The organism is Rhizobium sp. PRIMUS64, assembly GCF_023006465.1.
In the GTDB taxonomy this organism is placed as follows: Bacteria; Pseudomonadota; Alphaproteobacteria; order Rhizobiales; family Rhizobiaceae; genus Rhizobium; species Rhizobium leguminosarum.
This window is the reverse complement of the sequence record NZ_JALBGX010000029.1, coordinates 39568-63440: the sequence shown is the minus strand read 5'-3', so window position 1 is coordinate 63440 and position 23873 is coordinate 39568. Positions and strand designations below refer to the sequence as shown.

At 55.3% G+C, this 23873-nt stretch carries 16 protein-coding genes and 4 pseudogenes; 4 read left to right on the top strand and 16 right to left on the bottom strand.

Translation table 11 applies throughout. From position 1 onward, the window contains the following. A partial coding sequence (locus tag MOV76_RS14410) for a transposase domain-containing protein (RefSeq protein ID WP_247264730.1) occupies positions 1 to 159 on the top strand: 159 nt, incomplete at its 5' end. Here MOV76_RS14410 and MOV76_RS14405 read toward each other — a convergent pair. From MOV76_RS14405 to MOV76_RS14360, 10 genes and pseudogenes are all read right to left on the bottom strand, one after another. Then, positions 150 to 811: pseudogene (locus MOV76_RS14405) on the bottom strand (transposase); the annotation flags it as partial. The gene MOV76_RS14410 and the pseudogene MOV76_RS14405 sit on opposite strands and share 10 nt — an antisense overlap. A gap of 189 nt (positions 812 to 1000) precedes the next feature. Then, positions 1001 to 2230, bottom strand: a complete 1230-nt coding sequence (locus MOV76_RS14400; protein ID WP_077995106.1) for an alpha/beta fold hydrolase — start codon at positions 2228 to 2230, stop codon at positions 1001 to 1003. A 129-nt stretch (positions 2231 to 2359) separates the two neighbouring features. Further along, positions 2360 to 3049: a GntR family transcriptional regulator gene (locus tag MOV76_RS14395; protein WP_016737430.1), complete on the bottom strand. Its 690-nt coding sequence runs from the start codon at positions 3047 to 3049 to the stop codon at positions 2360 to 2362. A gap of 120 nt (positions 3050 to 3169) precedes the next feature. Next, positions 3170 to 3964, bottom strand: a complete 795-nt coding sequence (locus MOV76_RS14390) for an N-acyl homoserine lactonase family protein (RefSeq protein WP_077995107.1) — start codon at positions 3962 to 3964, stop codon at positions 3170 to 3172. After that, entirely contained in the window at positions 3964 to 5091 is a 1128-nt protein-coding gene (locus tag MOV76_RS14385; protein WP_004673287.1) for a zinc-dependent alcohol dehydrogenase family protein, read from the bottom strand. Before MOV76_RS14385 ends, MOV76_RS14390 begins: the two co-directional genes overlap by 1 nt. A gap of 12 nt (positions 5092 to 5103) precedes the next feature. After that, on the bottom strand, positions 5104 to 5988 hold the full coding sequence (locus tag MOV76_RS14380) for an MBL fold metallo-hydrolase (protein ID WP_077995108.1): 885 nt from the start codon (positions 5986 to 5988) through the stop codon (positions 5104 to 5106). A 351-nt stretch (positions 5989 to 6339) separates the two neighbouring features. Continuing rightward, positions 6340 to 8898, bottom strand: a complete 2559-nt coding sequence (locus MOV76_RS14375; protein WP_004673285.1) for an EAL domain-containing protein — start codon at positions 8896 to 8898, stop codon at positions 6340 to 6342. 432 nt (positions 8899 to 9330) lie between these two features. Beyond that, positions 9331 to 10530, bottom strand: a complete 1200-nt coding sequence (locus MOV76_RS14370; protein WP_008534366.1) for an ABC transporter substrate-binding protein — start codon at positions 10528 to 10530, stop codon at positions 9331 to 9333. Positions 10531 to 10714: 184 nt separating this feature from the next. Continuing rightward, on the bottom strand, positions 10715 to 13228 hold the full coding sequence (locus tag MOV76_RS14365; protein WP_008534365.1) for a methyl-accepting chemotaxis protein: 2514 nt from the start codon (positions 13226 to 13228) through the stop codon (positions 10715 to 10717). Positions 13229 to 13439: 211 nt separating this feature from the next. Then, positions 13440 to 14081 (bottom strand): SDR family oxidoreductase, encoded by a 642-nt coding sequence (locus MOV76_RS14360; protein ID WP_010031458.1) that lies wholly within the window; start codon positions 14079 to 14081, stop codon positions 13440 to 13442. A 1302-nt stretch (positions 14082 to 15383) separates the two neighbouring features. On the opposite strand from MOV76_RS14360, the gene MOV76_RS14355 reads away from it, so the two are divergent. Further along, positions 15384 to 16418 (top strand): AraC family transcriptional regulator, encoded by a 1035-nt coding sequence (locus tag MOV76_RS14355; RefSeq protein ID WP_016737424.1) that lies wholly within the window; start codon positions 15384 to 15386, stop codon positions 16416 to 16418. 70 nt (positions 16419 to 16488) lie between these two features. Here MOV76_RS14355 and MOV76_RS14350 read toward each other — a convergent pair whose 3' ends face one another. Next, positions 16489 to 16674, bottom strand: a complete 186-nt coding sequence (locus MOV76_RS14350) for a hypothetical protein (RefSeq protein WP_004673279.1) — start codon at positions 16672 to 16674, stop codon at positions 16489 to 16491. 521 nt (positions 16675 to 17195) lie between these two features. Beyond that, positions 17196 to 19205 (bottom strand): methyl-accepting chemotaxis protein, encoded by a 2010-nt coding sequence (locus tag MOV76_RS14345; RefSeq protein ID WP_004673275.1) that lies wholly within the window; start codon positions 19203 to 19205, stop codon positions 17196 to 17198. Positions 19206 to 19603: 398 nt separating this feature from the next. On the opposite strand from MOV76_RS14345, the pseudogene MOV76_RS14340 reads away from it, so the two are divergent. Continuing rightward, a pseudogene (locus MOV76_RS14340) lies at positions 19604 to 20053 on the top strand (helix-turn-helix domain-containing protein); the annotation flags it as partial. Positions 20054 to 20099: 46 nt separating this feature from the next. Here the strand turns inward: MOV76_RS14340 and MOV76_RS40105 are convergent. The 4 genes and pseudogenes from MOV76_RS40105 to tnpA form a co-directional block, all read right to left on the bottom strand. Further along, positions 20100 to 20402 (bottom strand): hypothetical protein, encoded by a 303-nt coding sequence (locus tag MOV76_RS40105; RefSeq protein ID WP_097545539.1) that lies wholly within the window; start codon positions 20400 to 20402, stop codon positions 20100 to 20102. After that, positions 20402 to 21966 (bottom strand): annotated as a pseudogene (locus MOV76_RS14330) (IS66-like element ISRel19 family transposase). The gene MOV76_RS40105 and the pseudogene MOV76_RS14330 overlap by 1 nt, the downstream one beginning before the upstream one ends. Before the next feature lie 72 nt (positions 21967 to 22038). Then, positions 22039 to 22386: an IS66 family insertion sequence element accessory protein TnpB gene (gene tnpB / locus MOV76_RS14325; RefSeq protein ID WP_009996986.1), complete on the bottom strand. Its 348-nt coding sequence runs from the start codon at positions 22384 to 22386 to the stop codon at positions 22039 to 22041. Next, the gene (gene tnpA, locus MOV76_RS14320; RefSeq protein ID WP_029875542.1) at positions 22383 to 22745 is read right to left on the bottom strand and encodes an IS66-like element accessory protein TnpA; all 363 of its coding nucleotides are present in this window, start codon (positions 22743 to 22745) and stop codon (positions 22383 to 22385) included. The genes tnpB and tnpA overlap by 4 nt, the downstream gene beginning before the upstream one ends. 629 nt (positions 22746 to 23374) lie before the next feature. On the opposite strand from tnpA, the pseudogene MOV76_RS40335 reads away from it, so the two are divergent. Beyond that, positions 23375 to 23868, top strand: a pseudogene (locus tag MOV76_RS40335) (reverse transcriptase domain-containing protein); the annotation flags it as partial. Positions 23869 to 23873 lie beyond the last annotated feature (5 nt).

Genomic DNA, 23873 nt, shown 5'->3' with positions numbered 1-23873 from the left:
GGTGGAAGGACCTGGGCGACTATCGCCACGCTCCTTCAGACGGCGAAGATGAACAACGTGGACCCGCAGGCTTGGCTCACCCAAACACTTGAGCGGATCGCCAACGGCTGGCCGAGCAGCGATCTCGATGCACTCATGCCGTGGAATTACGCGCGCTGAACGGTCTCAGCTTGCCGCTTACGACCTTCGTGCGCATCGGAGACAACAAGGTTCACACCACGTAATCCTCGACGTGTCAGCCTGCGCAAGAATTCCGTCCAGATCGGTTCGGCCTCCGAGGTGCCAACTTCCATACCCAGGACCTCGCGCCGACCGTCGTTATTGACGCCGACCGCGATAATGACGGCGACTGAGACATGCGGCCGCCACGCCGGACCTTGAGATAGGTCGCGTCCACCCAGACGTACGGCCACTCACCTTCAATCGGCCTGTCGAGGAACGCCTTCACTTTGACGTCGATCTCTTCACATAGACGGCTCACCTAGCTTTTGGAGATGCCGCTCATACCCATGGCCTTGACCAGGTCGTCGACAGAACGAGTCGAGATTCCCTGGATATACGCTTCCTGGATAACGGCCGTCAGAGCTTTCTCTGCCATGCGGCACGGTTCAAGGAAGCTCGAATCCCGATCGCGGTATCCGTTGCGTTGTGCGAGCCGCATGGGGTACTTCTCGCCGAAGTCTGCACCCGTAGCCGAGCCTACTTCCAGCTCCATCAGCCGCTCGGCGGCAAAGCCGATCATCTCGCGCAATAAATATGCATCGGCACTCTTCTCAACAAGGGAGCGCACGTTCATCATGTCATTGGTCATCGGTGGTCTTTCCGTCAGGTTGGTCTTGAACAACCCGACCCTAGCGGAAAACACTGATGGCCGCCCGCAAAGCCGATCACCCGCTACAGCGCAACGAGAAGCGCGCGGGCGCTCGGCTTTGCTACCTCCCGTCAGCTACACCAGGTGCTGGGACACGATCGGTAAATGGCCAACGCGTTTGCTTTGTGATCAGCCGTTATCTTCGACGAACCGAATAGCGTCTTGCAAGAAGCTCCGGAAATAGTCAGGATTTTCGCACATCGGAAAGTGCCCAAGCCCCTCCATAACGACATGACGGCTGCCAGGAATGAGGGCCGCTAGCGCTGCTCCGTCTGCAGGCGTCGCAGAGTAGTCATAGGTCCCGGAGAGAAGAACGGTCGGTGTTCGCTTGGCATCAATCTTCGGACCGACGACGGCACCGTCGAACTCGTCGCTGTAGAACGAAAGATCGCCGGGATAAACTCCAGGAGCACCCTGCGAGTAGATCCAACTGGCGCGGCGTCGCTCTTCTTGCGGGCTGAGCGGGCTCATGATTCCGCGGACATAGGCTGAGTTATGAAGCGACCCATGAACGTTGACGTTGTGTTGAAAGGGGTTGCGACGGCCCTTTGACTTCAACGGCGGCTCGACCGCAATTACACCCATTAGACGTTCCGGTCGCTCCGCCGCCAGCACCATGCACATCGCCGCGCCCATAGATCCTCCAACGACGATAGCTCTGTCTCCGACGAGCTGGTCGAGTATCGCCGTGCACCAGGTCAGGTAGAGATCCGTTGTGAGTTGATAGGGCGAGCCGTCCCAAGTTAAAGGAGGCATCGAACGTCCGTGAAAGGGCAGATCAACTGAGATCAATCGGTTCGTACGCGCAAACCCAGTGTCGGAGAGTTGCGGTAGAAACTGACGGCCGTCTGCGCCAGCCGTATGGAGGAAAAGGATAGGAGTTCCTGCACCGGCTTCCTCGTAAAAGATATCGTGTTCTACGCCGCCGACCTCTACCCGCTTATAGCGTCCGGTGACCTGTTCAATATTTCGATCGACCTTCGGCGCAACTAGGGGCGGAGACGCTACGACGATCTCGAACAGTCGCTCCAGAGCGGGACGCGCTTGAGCGATTGCTACGGGCGAACCAGATAACGTGAACTCAGGGTTAGCGAGTTGAAAGGCGGTGAACGAATGGTAGGTTGCCGGCGGCGGCACCTGCATAACCTTTTCCCAAGCTCCGTCTGGGGCACTCAGTATGACGTCAGCATTTTCGTCCGCGCCGTCCAGTGCGACTATCCCGCCTCCCACAGCAAGTGATGACTTTTCTGGTCCAACTTGCAACGAGATCCGTGTTGTAAGACCTGGGGTCAGTCGCGGTAGCTCCGGATCTTCGATCGCCAGGGTTACGCGTTTAATCAGCTCGGCATGGGCGCCCATACGTCCTCCCTAACAAAATGATGTTGTTGGGAAGCCGCACTTCCTGTGCCTCACCTCCCATAAGAGAGGTAAGCAGATTTTCAGACAATCTGTCAACCTTAGCCGTCGCCTGAACTTCGTTTTGTGGAACTACTCGGAGGTTTCGACGGGGTTCTTGCTCAAGTAGTCCAACGCCACCTTAGCCGCGATTTCGATATGGCGCTTGCAAAGCGCGGCTGCCCTGTCGCCATCACGCAACGCAATAGCGGCCGCAATCTCTCTTATCTCGAAAACGCTGTTCTGCAGCCGCCCTGGCTGGGTCATCGATGTCATCCGCAACAATGTGACCCGGTTGTGCAACGACGTCAGCATTTGCTTCACAAACACGTTCTTGCTGCCGGTCATCAAACAATCGTAAAAAGCGGTCTTGGCTTCGATGATCCGCGTTCCGGAACCGCTCTTGGCTGCGGCTTCGAACGCTTCCACGGTCTCGAGGAGAGCAACGATCTCTTCATTCGAACCGTTCTCGGCGAACTCCTGGCCGGCAAAGCTTTCAAGCAGCGCGCGTACACTATAAAGCTGCCTAGCCTCCTCGTAGCTGATAGTGCTGACAACCGGCCCCCGATGCGGATAGCTAGTAATAAGCCCTTCAGCTTCTAACTGGCGTAGCGCCTCGCGAACTGAAGTTCGGCCAACCCCGATGAGTTCGCACAACTCGCGCTCCACCAGCCGCTGCCCGGGCTTGAAACGGCCACTTGAAATAGCCTGCCGGAGCTTATCCTCAACAAGGATTCGAAGAGAGGCGTTTTGACGTGTAATCTGGAGGTCGATCGTTCCCATTCACAACAAACCTTCGATGAAATTTCTAGTGACGCACAGAATCAATATACTGCCGGAGCGTTTCGTAGGACAACCCGATTGTCTGCAAACAGCAAAAAATTTCAATCGGTTTATTGTGGGTCACAGGAGAACTCTAGCGAACTGGAGGTCTGGCGCAAGGGGAGAAAATTTCCGTAGCACCTCAGGGTCATGACCCGGAATGATGAGTCCGTTTGCTCCGGCAAGGACGCGGAGCTTGTTGTAACCCTCGATTACCTCTAGGTAATCTGCAAACAGGGGAAACGCGCCGTCATTTTCAAGATAGTGCTGGAAATGAAGCGCGTCGGAAGCGATAACCAGCAAAGCGCCGCCTGTTGCCACCGTAACAACTTGCAAACCTTTCGAGTGACCGCCAACCAGATGCACCCTGCATCCAGGAACAATTTCCCCATCCCCATCATGGAACCGTACCCGTGACTGAAAAACGAGCCGGACCGCGTCGACGACACCTTCTGTAGCAAAAGGCCGACGCATTCGCTCATGGCACATACACCGCCCCGTTCCATACGCCATCTCCCGATCCTGAATGTGAAAAGTGGCGTTAGGAAAGGCCGGGAGGTTTCCGGCGTGATCGTAGTGCAGGTGTGTCACAACGACATCAGTAATTTCGCTGGATTTGATGCCAAGGCTGCTCAGTGCTGCCACCGGATGGATCAAGAGGGTCCGCCCTCTGGCCGCGCCCTCTCCGGCTTCGAAACCAGTGTCGACAAGAATTAATCGGCCCTCGAGACGGATCAGCCACACGAAGTAGTCGATTTGTGATGGACGATCATGAATGTCATCCGTCTCTAGTATCAGGTCACTTACTGGTCTTTGCGCGGTGCCGTAATGGATGGCGAGCACTGTCCACTCGTTCAAGAGAATTCTCCCCGCCATCAGTCCATCAAGACTAGGTGTCGATTGATCTCGGCCCTGTCAAGACGGTCGAAAACCTCATTGATCTCATCAAGGGGGCCAGTGCTCGACAGCAATTTGTCCACTGGCAGCTTACCTTTGAGGTAAAGGTCGATATAGCGGGGTATGTCGCGCGATGGCACGCAGGAACCCATATAGCTGCCCTTGATCGTTCTCTCCTCTCCGACCAACGGCAAGGGCGAAACCTCGAAACGGGAATTTGCGCTGGCCAGTCCGGCCGTAGCGGTCATCCCTCCGCGCCGGGTAATCTCATATGCAAGCTCGAATGCCTTTTTGGATCCAGCCATCTCTATCGCGTAGTCTACCCCGCCGCTTGTCGCGCCTTTTACTTGGGCAACAATATTCGGCGAGGTGGCCAAAAAAGTCTTCGTCGCTCCCAGCTCCTTGGCAAGATCCAGCTTCGCTTGGATTAGGTCGATCGCCACGATATCGCTTGCACCGCTCGCAACAGCGCCAAGTATCGCCGAAAGGCCTACGCCGCCGAGCCCGATTACCGCCACACTACGGCCTGGGCGGACCCCACACGTGTTCATCACAGCTCCAACGCCGGTCATAACGGCACATCCGAAGAGAGCAGCTGTCGCCAAATCGATATCTTTGGTCACTTTGACTACCGAGCTCGCCGACACGACAGCATATTCGGAAAACGCAGAAACGCCGCTATGGTGGTTAATTTCGTATCCTCTCAAACGGATGTGCTTGCCGCCGGATAGAAGCGTTCCTGCAGCATTGGCCTGGTAGCCCGGTTCGCAGAGGCTGGCGCGGCCTTCAGCGCAATATGAGCAATGGCCACAAACCGGCAGAAATGACATGACTACATGGTCACCAACCTCAACCTTCTCGACACTCGGTCCGATTGCTGCGACGACGCCAGATGCCTCATGGCCTAGAGCGACTGGAAGCGGACGCGGTCTGTCCCCATTGATTGCGGACAGGTCAGAGTGGCAGACACCGGCAGCCTTGATCTTGACCAACACCTCCATGGGGCCAGGCGGCGTCAGTTCCACAAGCTCAATCTTAAGAGGTTTCGAATTTGAATAGGGCTTCGGCAGACCCGACTCCCTGAGGATTACCGAACGCATCTGCATCTTTGAAATTCCTTATCGATGTGCAAGCAACTGCATTGGAGAGGGGATATAGCGGAATCCGTCTCCGTTTCGCACCACATGCCCGGCACCTGGCCATGCGAAGTGATAGGACATTACCGCAATGCGATCTGTCGCCAGCATATCAAGCACGCGCGTGCGGGATCTAGCTGACAGCTTCGGGTCCGTGTCGTATCGGAATTCCATCATCGGCCTCTCCATCAACAGGATATGATGGTGCGTAAGGTCGCCGAGAACACAGAGGCGATCGTTTCCCGACTGCAGCATAAAACAATGATGACCGAGCGTGTGGCCGGGGGCCGAAATCGCGTGAACGCCCGGCAAGAACTCCTCGCCGTCTTTGAAAAAGAAGGTCCGATCCTTGTGGGGAAGCAGGTTTCGCCGAGCGTTATCGATTTGAAATTGAAATGAAGAATCGATCGACGACCCGTCCGTCCAGTCCGTGAAGTCTCGCTCACTGATGAAGATGTCGGCGTTCGGGAAATTTAACCTTCCATTGGCATCGCACAGACCGCCGATATGATCGATATGGGCGTGCGACAGAACCACCGCATCGATCTCCGTCGGATCTCGACCTGCCTCTCTCAGGCTGGCTAGGAGCCGACCTGTGGTGGGCCCGAAAGCTTTGGAAGACCCCATCCCGGTATCAAATAGAATTGTTCTTCCATTTATCTCAACAAGCGGCACATTTTGCTCGAGTACAACTTTGTTCGTTGGCAGGAAATTGTCCTCTAGCATCAGGCTGACCGTGCGTGGCTCTACCCCCAAGAAGTTCAGGCGAGGATCTCCTAGCTCTAACGGCCCGTCGGACAGTACCGTGATTTTTCCATCGCCAAATTCGAACGGATAAAAATACGGAAGCTTGGCCAGGTGATGCATACTAAGAGACACTGATTTTCCTCCCATCAGGTGCTTGGCTACATTTTTGGCAGATTGTATGATAATCTGTCAAATATTTTTGAAGAAAGCCATTCGAGAGCGACTGCCTTGCTTTAGGAGCCGGTGTACCGCGTTTTCCCCGGCCTACCGAATGCCGCGCAGTAGGAGCAGAGCATTCGAGAATGCGGCTCGCGGGGCCGCACAACGCATGGTCGTTGACCCAGCGTTGCCCCCTGTTCCGCGAAAAACCGCAGACATTCAGAGATTGACGAGGCTCAAGTTGAGTTGTCTCACAGCGCGCACCGCATCACCGTCCATCAGACAGGTGACTTTTTCCCATATTCGCGCTCATCATCGCGAAGCGGCGTAACGATCTGAAACGAAGCCGGTGGCGGACGCGCGCACCCAAAGAGCGATCAATTCCATCTTCGGCAGGGCCTTGCTGTAAAAGAAGCCTTGCGCCGAACCGCATCCGTTCGCTGCGAGAAATGCTGCCTGCTCGGCGGTCTCAACACCTTCCGCTACCACGTCCTGTCCAAGACATTGTGCAATGGACAGAATCGCTTTGACCAATTCTTCGTTCCTTTTGTCCGAGCTATTTATGAATGACCGATCGATCTTCAGCGTGTCGATCGGGAAGCGGGCTAGATAGTTGAGCGCCGAGTAACCGGTGCCAAAATCATCGATAGCAATCGAAAATCCCATTTGACGCAGCTTAAGAAGCGTCTGCAGGGTCTCGCCCTTCCGATCGAGAAGCAGACTCTCCGTGATTTCGATTTCGATCCATTCCGCGCGGCAACCGGTTTCACCGAGGATTGCAGCGATCTCGTTTACCAACCGTGAGCATTGGAATTGCTTACCCGAAAGGTTGACTGCAATCTTGTGCAGGTGGTGGCAATCGGCGTTCAGCTCCTTCGCCGTCTTGCACGCTTCACGCAGCACCCATCGCCCGAGTTCAACGATCAGCCCGGTATCCTCAGCGACCGGAATGAATCGAACCGGCGGAATCATGCCCATCTCGGGATGAGGCCATCTCAACAACGCTTCCGATCCTATCATAACGCCGCTGTCCAGAAGCACCTTGGGCTGGTAGTGCAGCTCCAATTCTTCGCGCTCGATAGCGCGGCGCAATTCAGATTCCAACTGCATGCGCTCCTCCACGCCCACAGTCAAATCCTTCGAATAAAAGCGAAAACTGTTTCTCCCCGAGCGTTTGGCAAGATACATCGCAGAGTCGGCGTATTTCACCAGATCGTTGACATCTGTGCTGTCGTCGGGCGAGATCGCGATGCCTACACTGCATGACACGTAGACTTCCTTGCCATCCAATAGGAAAGATTCCTTGAATCTCTCGAGGATCGAGCACGCAACCCAATCGAGATCGTCGGTTGTCTGGATTTCCGGCAACAGAATCGCGAACTCGTCGCCGCCGAGACGCGCAACCGTGTCGAGATCGCGGACAGATTTCTTAAGCCGGGTAGCGACCTGGCAGAGTAGTTGATCACCCACAGGGTGACCCATCGTATCGTTCACGACTTTGAAATGGTCGATGTCAATCAGCATTACCCCTGTCCGCCGACGTTGAGACGACGCGTCACTGACGACCTTTTGCAATCGCTCGTTAAACAGCAAGCGGTTCGGCAAAGAAGTCACCGGATCGTAAAAGGCCATTTGCCTGATTTTTTCCCGCGAGGCGTTCAGTTCCGTGACATCGCGAGAGACCCCGAGGACTCCTGTAACCTCTCCCCCGGCGCCGAGGACCGCAAGTTTACGTGTTTCGAGAAGAATGGACTGACCGTTCTCCGGGGAAACCACCCAATTCTCGTCGATAAGTATGCCACCGGCTTCGATCGTGGCCTCATCAGATTTTCCGGAAATGTGAGCTCTCTCAGCCCCGAACAATTCAAGGTCCGTTTTTCCAACGACCTCCGCCTCTGATTTCCCGGTCAGCCGCTCAAATGCATGATTGCACAAAAGGTGTACGCCATCGACATTCTTTACCCAAACCATGTCAGGAATGGTTTGCAGCACACTTAGCAATTGCGTCCGCACGGAGTTGATGGCGTCTTCCGCCTGCCTTCGTTCCGTGACATCACGCGAAAATGCCAGGAGCGTGGTGGCGGCGTCAGGATCGGCGCTTGGTCGTCTAGCCACCGACAACTCGAACCATCGGGTCTCGCCGTTTGGCAAGGATACGCTAATGCATCGACCGTAGGCAACTCCTTCACTGCTTGCAGTTCGAAGCGCCTCCATTGCAATAGCCGCTTGATCAGGCGCAAGAACTTGGTCGACCGTCCTACCCAGTAGCATTTCCCGCTGCTGGGCTAGTAGTTCGGGATTTCTGGTCCAGACCTGAAGATATCGCCCATCCTCGTCGACCTCAAACAGAACGTCTGGAATAGCGGTGACGATCCCTTGGGCTAGTTCGAGAGCGTTTTTGAGTTCCTGCTCCGCCAACTTGTGTTCGGTTATGTCGATGATAACGCCAATCAGACCCGCGGGCTCGTCGTCGTGACCTCTGAAAACTGCCTTGTTGCAGACAACATCCAGGATGGCGCCGTTTGCGAGAGCGATCTTACGCTCGGAGACTTGGGCTCCACCCCTTTCAAGAAGGCCTTTCTCTTCAATAGAATAAATTTCCGCCAGTTGCGTTGAACTGAGATCAAAATCTGTATTCCCGATGATCTCGTCGCGCGAGCGACCGAGGAGATCTTCGAAAACCTTGTTGCAACCGACATAGCGACCGTGCAGATCTTTGAAGAAAATTGGGAGGGGCAACACGCCGATCAATGCTTCAAGCAGCGCTCCTCGGTCGGCTGAGGTATCATGATGCAGCGCTTCGTCTCTCCGGCGATTGCGCCTTTTCTGAAAAAAGGAGCGTTGCCAAAGCGGTTGTAAAGTCGAATTCATCGTGAAGCTCCTTACCGAGGGCCAAGACAGGATGCATCATCCATCCGATCAGGAATTCCGGGAACGCCACCCAAATCATTCGAGCAACAAATTGATGCAGATATGTCAGTAAGGCCTCGAACCGCGCGTCGGCCTGAGCCGGATAGTGCGGTCGGAAATGAACTTTGCTTTCACATTCGAAGCAACAACCTTCGCGGCAGCACGTAGATTGATTGGCGCAATGAGTATGTTGTCCCGTTTGGCGAGAGGAGGGCCGGAGGAAGAATGCTACCGCGGAGCAAATATGTTCGTTGGAACCGGATCGCTTGGCTCATGTCTCCTGAGGCGACCCGGGCATTTCCCAATTTGAACTGTCATTCCTTAGCGCAGCCTACCTTGCACGAGAGCCGATCATGAAGGCACCGCATTCCACACAGACCCCGCATGCGATCTTCAATCGGCCGGCTTCCAGGAGAGCGGATCCGCTGGGTTATCGAAATATTTAGCAGCAGCGCTGGCAGACCACCAAGCTGTATTCTTCGGCTCGATCCAATCCTCAGAGTTAGGATCGCAATCAGCTGGCAAATCCGCCATTACATCCTCTATGGTACTGGGAATTGCTGGCCGCAGGATTGTCTGAATTTTGGGGCCCTGTCCCTCAAGAGTTCGCATCATTACGTCCCATACGAAACCCGCCTCAGAGCGCGGCGGCCAGAAATGAAAACTCTTGCTTACGAAGTCGGGGTTCCGTCGCCAGTAACAGGCTGCCGAAGCTTCGCCCCCTAGAACGATTGGGATCATGTCGCGCCCGGACTGGCGCACCGCGTTGATAACACCATTCTCAGCTCCCGACTGAACGATAATACCATCAATTCGACCGGGATTCGCTGCAAGGAATTTTTGCACCTCGGCCTGCGCGACCTTGTCTGTCCACTTCCCGTCGACATGACCTACGATCTTTATCTCGGGATAATACTCCAGAGCCTTCTTTGCGCCGACGTCAAAGCTGTCCGAGGAGGCAAAGCCGGAGATCCCCGAAACGAGAAGCACATTGCCACTTCCTTCGATTTCTTCAGCGAGCCACTTCGCCGCCTCAAACCCGCCTTGCATGTTGTTCTCAGTTGCGTTGACGGCGAACGGCGATGTTACGTAACCAGAGTACGAGAACACAGGCACTCCTTTTGAATACGCATACTCTATCGTAGGATTAAGCGCCGTGAGGTTCGAACAGCAGATAATAATTGCATCAACGCCGTCGTCTACCATCTGCCGCATCTGCCTGATCTGGACAGCGTCTTCAAGATTTGACTGGGTGACGATGAACTCGGAGACCAGCCCCGCTTTCTTGAAAGCTGGAACAATCTTGTTTGTGAACTCATCAAGAATACTCGCACGCCAAGAATTGTCAGCATATGTCGATGCGTACCCAATTTTCCACGGCGGTGCTCGCTGTGCCTTAAACGTGCGGAAGACAGATTCACCTGTAGGCAACTTTGGATCGAGCAACTCGTAGGTTTTTCGTTCCTCCCGCGGCAATTCCGTAAGGCCACCGGCGGCCGCTACAGAAGGGATCACCAAGCCGGTGATTAGAATAATGGCTCTTGTAATTTCACGTATGCGCACGGATTTGATACCTCTCGTGTCTCTGAGCATTGCAAAGCAGTTGATCTCTTGAAGGTTGATCGGCTCTAGGTGGGTTTTTTACAGTCAGACGGGCGGCGAAAGGGAGACCAAGAGCCTAAGGCCGGATTTCGCTTCCGTAAGCGGATTTCCCTTCAGTAGAACGCCGCTATCACAGTGGCCATCCGACGCGTGGCAGTCTCGTTCGATGCGCAGCTTACGCCACTAACCTAACCCGACGCGTCGACTTATCTTCGGTCAATTTGAATGAAGCGAGCCGCTCGCTGAGTTCGTTAGTCTGATCCGAGAGAGTCTTTGCCGCGGCATTTGTCTGCTCGGCCATGGCAGCGTTTTGTTGTGTTCCCTGGTCAAGTACATTGACGTTATTGTTGATCTCGGCGAGGGACGCCGCTTGCTCGCGGCTCGAATTGACGATTTGATCAATCCGATCGGAAATCTTCAAGATCGACGCCGTTATGTTGTGTAACGCCTCACCTGCTTTCCCCACGTAATCTGAGCCGATCGCCACCTCCGAAGAGGATTCCGAAATCAGGTGGCGAATCTCGCGGGCTGCAGCTGATGATTTCTGGGCAAGTTCGCGCACTTCCTGGGCTACGACTGCAAAACCCTTTCCGGCATCTCCAGCACGAGCCGCCTCGACACCAGCATTTAGTGCCAAAAGATTTGTCTGGAACGCAATCGTATCGATCAAACCAATGATTTGGCCGATCTTGTGGGACGCGTCTTCTATTCTGCCCATTGCGTTGATCGCATCGGTCACAATGGTTGCCGCACCCTCGGCGTGTTCTTTAACAACGGACACGAAAGCCTGGGTTTCATAGGCATTCTCGGATGATTTTCTGACCGTGACCGTCACCTGTTCGACGGCGGCCGCAGCCTCCTCCAGTGAGGCGGCTTGCAATTCAGTTCGCCGCGACAGATCATCTGAGGCTTTGAAAAGCTCGCTGGTTCCCCATTGAATTTGATTGGTATTCTCGTCGATATGAGACACTGTCTCTCTCAGGATCGAAAGCGAGTGATTGAAATCGCGCCTCAGCGGCTCAAGATTGGGATGGAATTGGCGGTCAATTTCTTGAGAGATGTCGCCACGCGCCAATCGAGATAACGCCTCTCCTAGAATGGTGACGGCAGTTGCGACCTCCTCCTCCATCTGAGCGCGTTCGCGTTCACGATCCATCCGCTCCTGTTCAACGGTTTTCCTATCGGCTTCCGTTCGTGTCTCGATGTCCATCTTCGAGACAGCATTTTCACGGAAAACCTCGAGTGCGCGAGCCATTTCACCTATTTCGTCTCTCCGGTCACGTCCGACAATCTGCGATCGAAGATCGCCCTTTGCCAGCTCTTGCATGCGCTTCGCGATCCGTTCGATCGGGGCGCGAAGTGTCGCCATCAGGCCGGCGCCAGCCGCCAAGGCTACCAAGACGCCGGACACTGTGGCGATAGTTGACAGCAAGCGGGCAAGATTGCTTTCATTGCGAGCATCGTTTTCCTGAGTTGCTGCAAAGGTTACGAGGTTTTTCCAGATCTCCTGGCCGGTTTTGTCCGCCTCAGAATATTGCGCTTGGCGGGCTTCCGCTATCTTGACCAGCTTCTCTGTGTTCTCTTGGATAGAATCCACCTGGGCGAATAGATCTTCCTGCATTTTATCGAAGCCAGATATCGAGCTGGCAACGCCTCCAACTGCCACGGTGTCACGCGCCAATTTTGTAAGTTGCTCAACGAGGCGCTGCTGATTCTCTGCGTTGGCTGTACGGAACAGGTTATTGATTTCGATTTCGATCGAATCGGCGTCCTGGCCGATCGTTGTCGCCGTCGCAACAAGCATTTCGGAATCCGTCAACGCTTTATCCAACGCCCGGATCGCATTTGTTCCTTCAATCATGTGCTGGATCGCATCCACTCGCAGGTTCGTCGCAAAGCTCTGTAGGTCAGAGCCGGCAAGCCGTGTGGAAGGGTCGACAAATTCGGGGTTGGCGATTAGCTTGGCGATAGTCCTCTCAATTTTAGTAACGGCCTGCTCGTCAGCAGTCGAGACTACCCGCTTAACTGTTTTTAGCGACTTTTTGATCACAAGCCCTTGCTGGGCGACAGTCGGAGGCTGCTTCGCTCCGTCCGGCAAGCTCACCAAGTCTTCCGCCATGTGTTGCATAACTGATGCCGTATCGAGTGAGCGGGTAGCCTCCCGGAGCATGGTTTTCCCGGAGTTCTCCTGATTGCGTACTTGTGAGCGCACATCAACCGCAGCCAATTTAAGGGCGCCTCCGACCTCCTTGATCTTCGACAAGTTGGAAACAATGTCGCTGCGAACGGATTCCTCGTCATTATGCAAAGACCACATGCGGCCGATGCTGCCCGAGATAACGGACATTGCCGATACACTGTTTTCGAGCGCACCAGTTTCGCTCCCGCTACCTGCCGCCGCTTCCTGGAGCGACTGCATGGTTGCGCTCTGCCCGTTTAAACTTGTCAGCGCCTCATCTCGGTACTCCGTTGAGCTTTGCGCCAAAAAGCGGTTCATGCTTTCCGCGACACTTCGAAACCCGCTCAAGGTCTGAAGAACCTCATTTGAAAGCCGAAGACGAGACTGAAGCAAGCCAGTTGCTTTTAAGCCGACCCCACCAACTGCCGCCAATATCAGGATCAAGGGTACAAGTACCAACAACACCTTTGCTCTTATGGTAAAGGTGGACAACAGGCGATCGACGAACATACTTACCTCCAAAGGGCTCAAACGGTGCTGGGGCCTCGCTTTTGGAATAGTAATGTTTGAGCCTGAACGAACATGGATAAGAGTTTCACTAAAACAATCGAAACTTTTTTACGTGTTGTTAGGATTTGACCTCTTACCCATTGCGTCTTTCGAGAAACTTAACGGAAGGTTAATACCTGCAGATTTGCCGGATCAGAACGTGGGAGTGGATCTATCTGCACCGAGGATCGATCTCCAGCACGTTCCCTGTCAGCTTTCCGGACAGTTCCGAATTCGCCAGGAATTGCACGGCGTGGATCACTGTTCGAAGCACGTCATTTTCGCTTGAAGACGTAGAGTTCACATCGCTGGCGTGTACAGCATTTATCCTCAGCCCGGAACCGAAATATTGCCTAGCAATTGCGGAGGTAGTAGTGCGCAACGCCGCTTGAAGGACGGCTTCTGCTTCCAGCGAGGTCGTCTCTTCGAACCATGCGACGTCCACTACGGCAAGCTCCGCGCCCTGAAGTCGAGAGCTAAAGGCACCTGTAACTCTGATTAGATTGGATACGGCATCAAGCCCCAGATTCGCGCTGGATAGCGATCCCGTTACAGTTTGGGTTGTTTCATTTCTGCGGAAAACTATGTTCACCAGAACGTCGACCCGTCTCCAGCGCAAATACACCTGGTCAGCCATTGAGTTGACGTAAACGTCTCTGTTCGGGTTGACTTTGACCGGTAAAAAATTGTTTCCTTGGCCTTCAGCCAGGGAGGCGAAGTCGGCGGGATTGGCGTCGCCTACGGCGACCCGATAGCCTTTTTCTATAAATGAGCGCGCCAAACAAAGACCAACAGGATTTGACGCGCCTATCAAGACACAGACTTTTTCCCCAGGAGAAATGTTGGCGTCACTGTCACGTTCAACCAGTACCTCGGTCGATGGAGTATGACACGCCTTGTGAGTCAGAGACGCTTGTATCACGCGCCGGTCGCCGCTTCCGGCAGATTAAGAAGGTCGACAATTTGTGCATTTTTGGCCAAGTTTAGCACTTATAACTCCCGGTCCGTCGCTGCGTCTCCCGCGAACAAGCAATGCGCGGGCGATATAGTAAAATTTTTGTCCGACAATCTGTCAATTCCTTTTTGCGATTTTCGGCGGACACATGTCGAGACCGGCGTCATTTTGAGGCCTCATGCCCGCAATGCCGTAAGCATCGGTATTCCGACACCCGGTTGAGTTTGATGTGGTCTTTCCTGTTAGTCTTCTCTCGCCGCCACGTTCCGATTTGATCGCGCTTTTCGCGTTCGCGCGGCACAGACAACAGCACGCCTATGGCAGCACAAGCTGTTTGACCATCATCAGGTTTCGTCCTTAAGCTCTTCTTTTGCCCAATCAGACGCCCGGAGTCCGTACCCGCTAAGAAGAGCGCAAAGTCAACCCAATGCGACGAGGCGCGGCTTACGCATTGATATTTGCCGCGACCGCCTCGCTTAGTAGGCCAAAAGAACTCGTCGACGTCTTTGCGTCTCCGAGTGTTGAGCCTGGAGCGTGCCTCTCTTATACGTCATAACCGAAGTATGCTGATGCGCAGGTTAAGAGGACCAGCGTGTGGCGAAATCGTGGGGCCATCCTACAGCACAATCATTTTTCTCCGTGTCGACTCAACGGCCTCCAAGGTCGGTTGGCGTAGGTTCTCTCCCACTCATAGCACTCCCACCCTTCCCGTGACGGGCTGCGATCGAAAGCAGCCCGTCACCCCTCGCCTTGGGAGGCATCTTTAGATTGATTTGCCGTGCGGGAACTCCACTAGAACCGTGGCAGATTTCCCTGATGCTGCCTTGCCTTTGATCAGGAATAGCATTAACGTATATCAGACAATCTGTCAATCTGTTCGAGGCTTGTGGAAGCCAGTCATCGCATCATTAGAGGCTTCCCAACTGCAGCGCTGAAAAACTAGGAGGCCATCTCGAGCGGGAGAACGTGGATGTCGGTGCTGGTGATGATCCGCCATGACGAAAGCCTAGGGAATGAGAGATTCAACCGGCCTCCACAAAGGTCCGAATCGGTCATGTACGCGATCAAAATCGCTCGCACGCCATCCGGTCTCGAGCTTTGAAGGTTTGGAAAACTAGTCCCGGCATGTGCGAGTTGGTGTTCATAGATAGGTTATATTGGATGACCGAAAGTTTGTTCAGCAAGCCCGATGAAGGGACCTTAGTGAAAGACAACTTTATCGAGGGCTCCGATCCCGAACGTCTTTTGCCTTTGATATCATCGCCCCTGGCGTCATCTGACCTTGCTCAACACGACAGTAGATCGCTTAACTCTCGCTGCAGTCGAATTTCCCTTGATGGTTTTGGCGTTGCGGATGCCCATCATGAAGAGGCGTTCTCGGTCATGATAGATTCCCCAGTTGACGTCGTAACGGTCTTCCTGCCGGCGTCCGGGAATGCAGTCTTTCATTGGTCTGGGCAACAGGTAGAGTCGCCGCATGTTGCAAATGCTCCGCTAAATGCCCGACAAGATGGCATAAGATCTCAACTGTCATTGACGATCGATACGCAATCCTTGCGTGACAAGCTTTCTCGCATGCTCGATCGGACGATCAGCGGAAATCTGCAAATTCAGCCGACCCTTGATCTTGCATCGAGCGCGGGAACGCTCATGCGAGAACTAGCCCTGTCTGCCCATCGCGGCCTCAGTGCCGGGGGGGCTCTGCGACAATGCCCGTCGGCCTATAGCTCGCTCCTCGACGCGATAGAGTACCTTTTGATCGAAAGCTGTATGCATCGCTATACCGATGAACTTCGTCGTCCGGCTCCGTCTCCCACGCCTCGCCACGTGAAACGGGCAATGGAGTTTATGGAAGAGCATATGGCTCAACCCATTTCCCTTAACGATATCGCCGCTGCGGCCAAGGTCAGCGTGCGGACTTTGCAGCACGGCTTCCGACAATTTCGTAATACCAGCCCCACAATGCACCTCCGAGACTTGCGTATGTGCGCAGCTCGACAGGAACTGCTGCAAAACGGCGCTAAAATCAGCGTTTCGGAAATAGCGCTTAAGTGGGGCTTCACACACCTCGGCCGTTTTGCTGCAGAGTACAAGAGACGTTACGGCGAACTGCCATCTAAAACAGTGCATATGAGCGATGTTCTGCCGCATAGGCGATCTATGTGTGCTTCGCAGGCCTCTCCGCCCGAAAGCTGACCCGGAAATAGCCCTTCGCGATGGCGCTGTGGTTCGCAGCGCTCCACCGGGCTATACCATCGCTGCGCCCTTAATTTTTCGGTCTGTCGCCACAGACGGTCAGCAGCCGAGCGTACAGTGCTTCAAGGTGATTGGTGATTTGGATCATTTGCAGCCGCTCTTGCTCCAGGCGCTGCGACTGTGCATCTTCGTGGCTTTCTAAGTGGGTATCTGTCTTAGCCTGTTGCCCGAAATTGATTGCGATAACTTTGGACATCTTCGAACTCTCGTTGAATTTCGTTAATACTCCGCGTCTTGAAGGAAGACAGTCGCGGAAGGTGAAAAAGCAAAAGTCTGCTAGGCAGCTGCGATGCGTCCTGATTGGTGCCAAACCTTTGCTCAAAACTAAGGAAGCATTCCATCCCTTGTTCAAGCGGAGTGATTCCGTAGCTGAAGGTTGGGTCGAAGTCGCGCCTAAGTCCGAACCGGTTGGATCCGATCGCCGTTGATCGATAGAATGCCAGAGACCTGATCGACGACCGGGCCGATGATACCATCTGCTACCTCAACGACGACAATGGCGCTGTGGCTAGACCGATGGGATTGGTTATCTCGGCAGCAAGCTCTATCACCGGAATGACAGAACCGGCAGATCCCTGAACCGAGAACATGCGTTAGGGGCAGCGGCGTCGCCTCTGCTAACCCCCGGATTTCCGGGATCAACGTCGTCTTCATGCAGAACTGCTGGCTGCCAGATGGAAACCGATAATATCCTGCGATGAATTATGACATGATTCATTAAAACTCTTCCCATTCCTTAGTCGCGACAGCGGCTGTAGTACGTCCGCCGAAGGCGCCGGCAAGCTTCTGGGAGAGGGCACGCGCTGGCGAGGCGGCCGGCTTACCGTTCTGGTGGGCAACACGCCGTACAAAAGTCGAACCGTCGAGCCTGAAGCGCGCAATAAGCCGCGCCAGATTGGAAGCCTCATCCGCCAACCGGTTGGTGGCCGCCGTCGATTCTTCCACCATCGCCGCATTCTGCTGGGTTGTCTGATCCATCTGGTTGACCGCAGTGCTGACTTCCGCCAGCCCGGTCGATTGCTCTCGTGCCGCCGTCGAGATCGTATGAACGTGCTCGTTCACCTTGATCACGTGGCCTCGGATTAGACCAAGGGCATCGCCTGTGGCCGTTACCAGCCTGACCCCAGTTTTGACCTCGTCGCCGGACCGGTTGATCAGCGCCTTGATATCCTTGGCGGCAGTGGCGGAGCGCTGTGCCAGTTCACGCACCTCCTGAGCCACAACGGCGAAACCCTTTCCAGCGTCACCCGCACGCGCCGCCTCGACGCCGGCGTTGAGGGCCAAAAGATTGGTCTGGAAGGCGATCTCGTCAATGACGTTAATGATCTGGCCGATTTCATCCGAGGCCTGCTCGATGCGGCCCATGGCGGCGACCGCGTCTTTGACAACCGCGCTCGACTGCTCGGTGCTTCTGCGTGCCTCATCGACCATATGGCTGGCTTCCGTGGCTCTTTCTGTCGAGCTTTTTACCGCCACCGTGATTTCCTCAAGCGCCGAAGAGGTCTCCTCCAGGGCCGCGGCTTGCTGTTCCGTGCGCTTTGAAAGGTCGCCTGAGGCGATGCGCATCTCGCCGGCTCCGCCGTTGATCGTGTCGACGGCGGAGCGAACCTCGCCTAATACGGATCGAAGGGCTGCCATGGTGGCGTTGACATTACTCTTCAGTTCACCAAAGGCTCCCTGAAACTCGCCGCACATGTTTTCCGTCAGATCCCCATCGGCAAGCGCTGAGATAACTCGGCGAGTTTCGGCGATGCCCCGGTCAACAGAGGTGACCAGTTCGTTGACGCTTCCTGCAAAACGGTCGAGAGCCGCATCGCCGTATTTCTTGGTGATGCGATGGGTGAAGTCACCGGCTACGGCGGCTGACACCACCTCGGCAATGCTCGACTGCAAGTCGGCGCTCTTGGCCTGCAACGCGGCCTCCTGCGCGTTCAGATCGCGGGCCTTGATGCTGTTTTGCTTGAATACCTCAACGGCTCTCGACATCTTGCCGATTTCGTCGGCGCGCATTGCGAAAGGAACCTCAGTGTCGAGATTACCATCTGCCAGTACGCCCATCGTGGTAGTCAACCGCGAGATCGGATCGGTAATCTTCCGGATGCAGTAAAGCAGGGCTATAATGCCCGTCGTAGTTGCCAGCGCCATGGCAAGAATGGTGACCAAAACCGTCGATGAAACGGCGCCCATCGTGTTTCCGACGGCCGCGACTCCACCACGCTTGTTAACTGCGACATCCTGGTCAAGGAGCGCTCCGCTATCATTATACAGTTTCGTCGTGGCGTCACTCGTTAGAAGAGCGAATGCTTCATCCTTCTTGCCTGCCTGCATTAGTTTAACAATCCGCTCGCCATCCTCCTGATATTGCGTCCACAAAGCGGAGAACGCGTCATAGGCCTGACGCTCCTCGCCGGATGTCACCATCGGCTCATATTCACCACGGGCATTCGCGAGATCCTCCATCTTCTGGCGGAAGGTGGTGATATTATGCGCAAGGCTCGTCGAATCTGATGAGTTTGTCACCAGCCTGAACTGCAGGATGCGGTAGTCCCCGGTGATCGTATTGATCCGATTTATCACATCGATCGATGGCAGCCAGTTGCTGGCAACTTCGGATATATTGCTCCTAATGGACAGCAGCTTGACGATACTCACGATGCCCTGGCCCGCCGCGAGAAGAGAGAGCAGAACAAATATCAAAGATAAAGCGAGTCTAATGGACTTGGGCATAAAGGCAAACCTTTTAGGTGAGGTGGACGATCGACTTGTCTACTCAAATCTTCCAATTGCCGTTTCATTCATTCGAACGGCAGATCAATCTTGTGGGTCTGTGACATAGCTGAGAATACCTATTGGTTGCGTTGGTTAATGAAGCCTTTCCTGCCCGTCTCGAATGCAAAAAGACGACGTTTTAAGGATAGTCAGGCGTCCAATGGATCGTCCGCGCTTGCAAGGAGGATGCAGCCGGCAAAATTTCATTTGGCGCCGTTCGAAGAGCATCATCGTTTTCAGCAACCGAGTTTCGCCCCGCCACGAGCGACCTAGAGCAAGTCCTGCGATCGATGAATCGATTGTGATGTGACGGCGTCCATCGAAGCTGATTCAACTCCACAGAGAAGAGGTGGATGATGGGACAAGCCCTGAGCGATGATCTTCGAATACGGGTTTTGAAAGCGTCTGCGGCGGGCATGTCGGCTCGACAGGCTGCGGCTCGTTTCGGAGTTGGGATTTCGACGGCGATCCGCTGGATTGCAAGAGCGAAAGAGGGTGAGCTGACTGCTCGGCCACAGGGCTGGAGACGACCTTCGGCAGTGGATGCACACGAGGAATTCGTTGTCGCGTTGATCAACGAGCGTAGGGATGTGACGCTCGATGAGATGGTTGAGCGCTTGTCCGTCGAGCGGCAGGTGAAGATCAGCCGCAGCGCACTTGGCGCCTGGCTTCGAGGCCGTGGGTGGACCTTAAAAAAGACCGCACACGCACTGGAGCAGGACCGACCGGACGTCCTGAAGCGCCGGCGCGCCTGGTTCGATGGTCAATTGGACCTCGATCCGGAGAAACTGATCTTCATCGACGAAAGGTAAGCGTCCGGCGAACGCATTTTCGGGTGTCGAGAGATGGAATCTATAGGCCGCGTTTCATCTCATCGGCCATGATGCGGTCGATTATTTCAGGATCGCACTGTGTGTCGATGAGGAACTCGCGGATACCGCCGTCCCACGTCCTGATGTCGGCGAGTAGGCTTTGTTCTTCGATGCCATTCTCGGTCAGACCCTTCGTGCCGTCTTCACTGCCATCGCCGACGTAAACCAGTTCGCCTTCGGAGATGTTGTCCGAGTTTGCGGTCACTTCTTCGATCAGTTCGAGGTTTTCGCCGATCATGCCGGCGACTTGGCTGAGTGTGTAGATGAACCTCGAGCGCGCCATCAGGCGGCCTCGCATCGAGCTTTTGCCGGCGTCCAGTTCCAAGGCAGGAGGTCTTCAATTCGGTCTTCGGGGTGATCCTGGATCCGGGTCAGGACATCCGTCAGATAGACCTCTGGATTATGGCCTTGCAGTTTGACCGTCTCGATGATGGTGAGGATGTTGGCGATGCGCTCGCCGCCCTTGTCCGAGCCGGCAAACAGCCAGTTCTTCCTTCCAATTCCAAGCGGACGCATGGCTCGTTCAGCGATGTTGTTGTCGATTTCGACACGGCCATCGTCGATGTAGACGCTCAAGGCTGCCCATCGCGACAGGGCATATCGCATCGCCTCGGCCAGCCTCTGCTTCTGAGGCAAAGTCGAGAGTGTCGCCTCGATCCAGGCCTTGAGTTCGTCCAGAACAGGCCGGGCATGGTGTTGGCGCAGGGTGCGCCGCTCGTCAGCCGACATGCCTCGGATACGGTTCTCGATATCGTAGAGAGCGCCGATGCGTGACAGCGCTTCCTCAGCGATCGGAGACGGCTTGAGCTTTATCACATCATGGAACTTGCGGCGCACATGCGCCATGCAGGCGGCTTCAATGATCTGGTTGCCATAGAGCTTCTTGTAACCCCCGTAGCCGTCGGCATGCATGACGCCGCTGAAGCTTGCCAGGTGTCAGCCGGATGTGCGCCCCTGCGGTCGGGGCTGTAGTAATAGGCAATGGCTGCGGGAGTGGCGGATTGATAGCCACTGCCGTCAAAGATGTAGACCCAGACCCTGCCGGTTTTTGTCTTGCCCCGCCCGGGGTCGAGAACATCGACCGGGGTATCGTCCGTATGTATTCGGTCGAGTGCGGCGATATGGGCCCTGATTAACAGGACAAGTGGTGTCAGCAATGCAGATACCCGGCCGACCCAGTCGGCCATTACGGATCGGGAGATGTCTATCCCCAACCGGTCGTACATCTCTGACAGGCGGTAGAGGGGAATGTGATCGTCGAATTTGGCGATCATGATGTGGGCGAGCAGCCCCGGCCCGGGTTTGCCGCGCTCGATCGGCAAGGTCGGCATCTCGCCAGCCACTGTCGTATCGCATTCCCTGCAGATCATGCGCTTCTCGACATGCCGGACAATCTTGACCGACGCCGGCACGTGCTCCAGCACCTGGACCACTCTGTCGGCCGCCTTCAGGAACGAAGTGCCACCGCAGGTCGGGCAATTGCAGGGAGCTGCATAGACCAGTTCTTCGGTGGTGAGATCATCGGGTAGAGGCTTGCGCTTCGGCTTCTCGGATGCGTCGTCCAACTCCGGCAGAGGCGGTTTCCCGGAGCGCTGTTCAGCCTCGGCCCGGGAGGCCTCGATCTCCTCCAACATCAGCTCGAATTGCTCGATCTTCCTGTCGATCTTTTCCGAAGACGCGCCATGTTGCCGATGTCGGAGAAGCTCCAGTTGCGCGCGAAGAAGCCCGATTATGGAGTCTCGCTTGATGACCTCGGCTTCCTGGCTCTCAAGTTTTGCCGCCTGTTCCGCGACGAGTGCGCGCAAAGTATTGAGCTCGTCCTGACTGTCCAGCGGCGCTGTTTCCATATCCGCGAAACTAGCCGATTTGCCTCTGACGCACCAGCGTTAAGCTTCCCATGCCCCTGCAAAATATAGCTTTTATCCCGTTCGGCCGGGAGCGGAAGTCCACGCCGGGCGTCGCCAATCGATCCCCTCAACGAGCATCGAAAGCTGCGCCTGCGTCAGGTGCGCTACACCCTCTTTCGCCGTCGGCCAGGGAAAGTATCCGCGCTCCAAAATCTTGTAGAACAGACAGAACCCCTGGCCATCCCACCAAAGAAGCTTGATCCGGTCCGCGCGTTTTCCGCGAAAGCCGAAGATTGCGCCCGAGCCCGGTGCCTCCCTCACGACCGTCTCGACCAGCGCGGACAGACCATCAATGCCACGCCGCATATCGGTCACTCCGCAGGCCAGATAGACCCTCACATTCCCCGATGGGCCGATCATACCGCCTCCACGCAAGCGACGAGCGGGCCAAGCAGCTTCAACTCAACGTCAACCGCAACCTTCAAGCTCCGACCGTTTCGAAGCAAGATCTCAACGATCGTCGGCCTTGTTGCTGCGGTAGACGGCTGGCTTACGCCAACCTCCTCCGTGATTTCCACCGGGAGGAACACCGTCGGCCGATCGGCATAGTTGAATGATTGCCGCCACAAGCGGATCTGGCCCGGATGAATGTCGTGCCGGCGCGCCACATCGCCAATGCGAGCACCGGGCTCATCAGCTTCCGCAAGTATCCTCAGCTTCGCCTCGTCCGACCAACGCCGTCTGCGCTCGGTACCGGACATGATCTCTATGCGAGCCATGAAACCTCTTCGTTCTGGTATTAATGTCAGCACTAATGCTGGTTCTAATGCCAGAACATCGCCTGATTTGGCCGATCAGCAAAAACAGCTCACCGTACGCTCACGACGAAAGTGTGCTGCAGAGGCACGGAAGGAGTTCAGTGTGAGCTAACCCCGTAACGTGAAGCTGCGTGAATGATGGAGGATGGCCCTCCGGGATCGGCTTTCAGGAGCGGGTCTCAAACCAGTCCGAGCTGCTGCGGTAAAGAGCCGTGGTGGTGAGCGCCGGATGAAGAGTTCGGACGAGATCCGAGCAGGTGCGTGTCCGAAAGACGAACGAAAGTGAACCCTCCGAAGACGCGCCGTTATGAATATAAGCGTCGTCGAAACCAGGACTGTTTCGTCATCCTGGGACAAGTCCGCCGGGTGCCTGATGATTGGGCGGGCGGCGACCGGCGTAGAGGGGGCGTGTTGGACACAGGCTTTCACCCGGAACTGCAGGAACCAGGCTCCTGATGCCAAGGGAGAAGCCCAAGCGGAGAAACCGTAAGGCGAGAGTACCGATGCAGGAGACTGGGGCGGACCGATCCGTATGAGCGTTGAGGGCCCTGTAATGGGGCCGGAGCAAAGGGATCGGATCAGGTGGTCGTATTGTTTGGAACAACCGGAAACAGGATGACTCGATAGGTACGACAGACAAGCCGTTTCGGATTGAGAAGCGGCAAGTGTACGAAGCTTACAAAGCGGTCAAAGCCAACCGTGGTGCAGCCGGGTGGACGGTGAGACCCTGGAGATGTTTGACAAAGACCTTGCGAGAAATCTCTACAAGATCTGGAATCGGCGGTCAGTGATCGGATCGCGCAGATGGTGGTCAAGCAGATGATTGATCCGGAATCCGACATCAAAGCTGTTCGACAATCTTCCGCATGATCTCTTGCTGAAGACGGTCAGAAAAGACGTTAAATGCAACTGGGCTCTGCTCTACATCGAAAGATGGTTGACCGCGCCTATGGAAAAGAACGGAGAAGTCATTGAGCGGATGCGTGGTACCCCGCAAGGGGGCGTGGTCAGCCCGATCCTATCGAATCTCTTCCTGCATTACGCGTTTGACGTCTGGATGACCCGGACGCATCCGGATCTACCATAAAG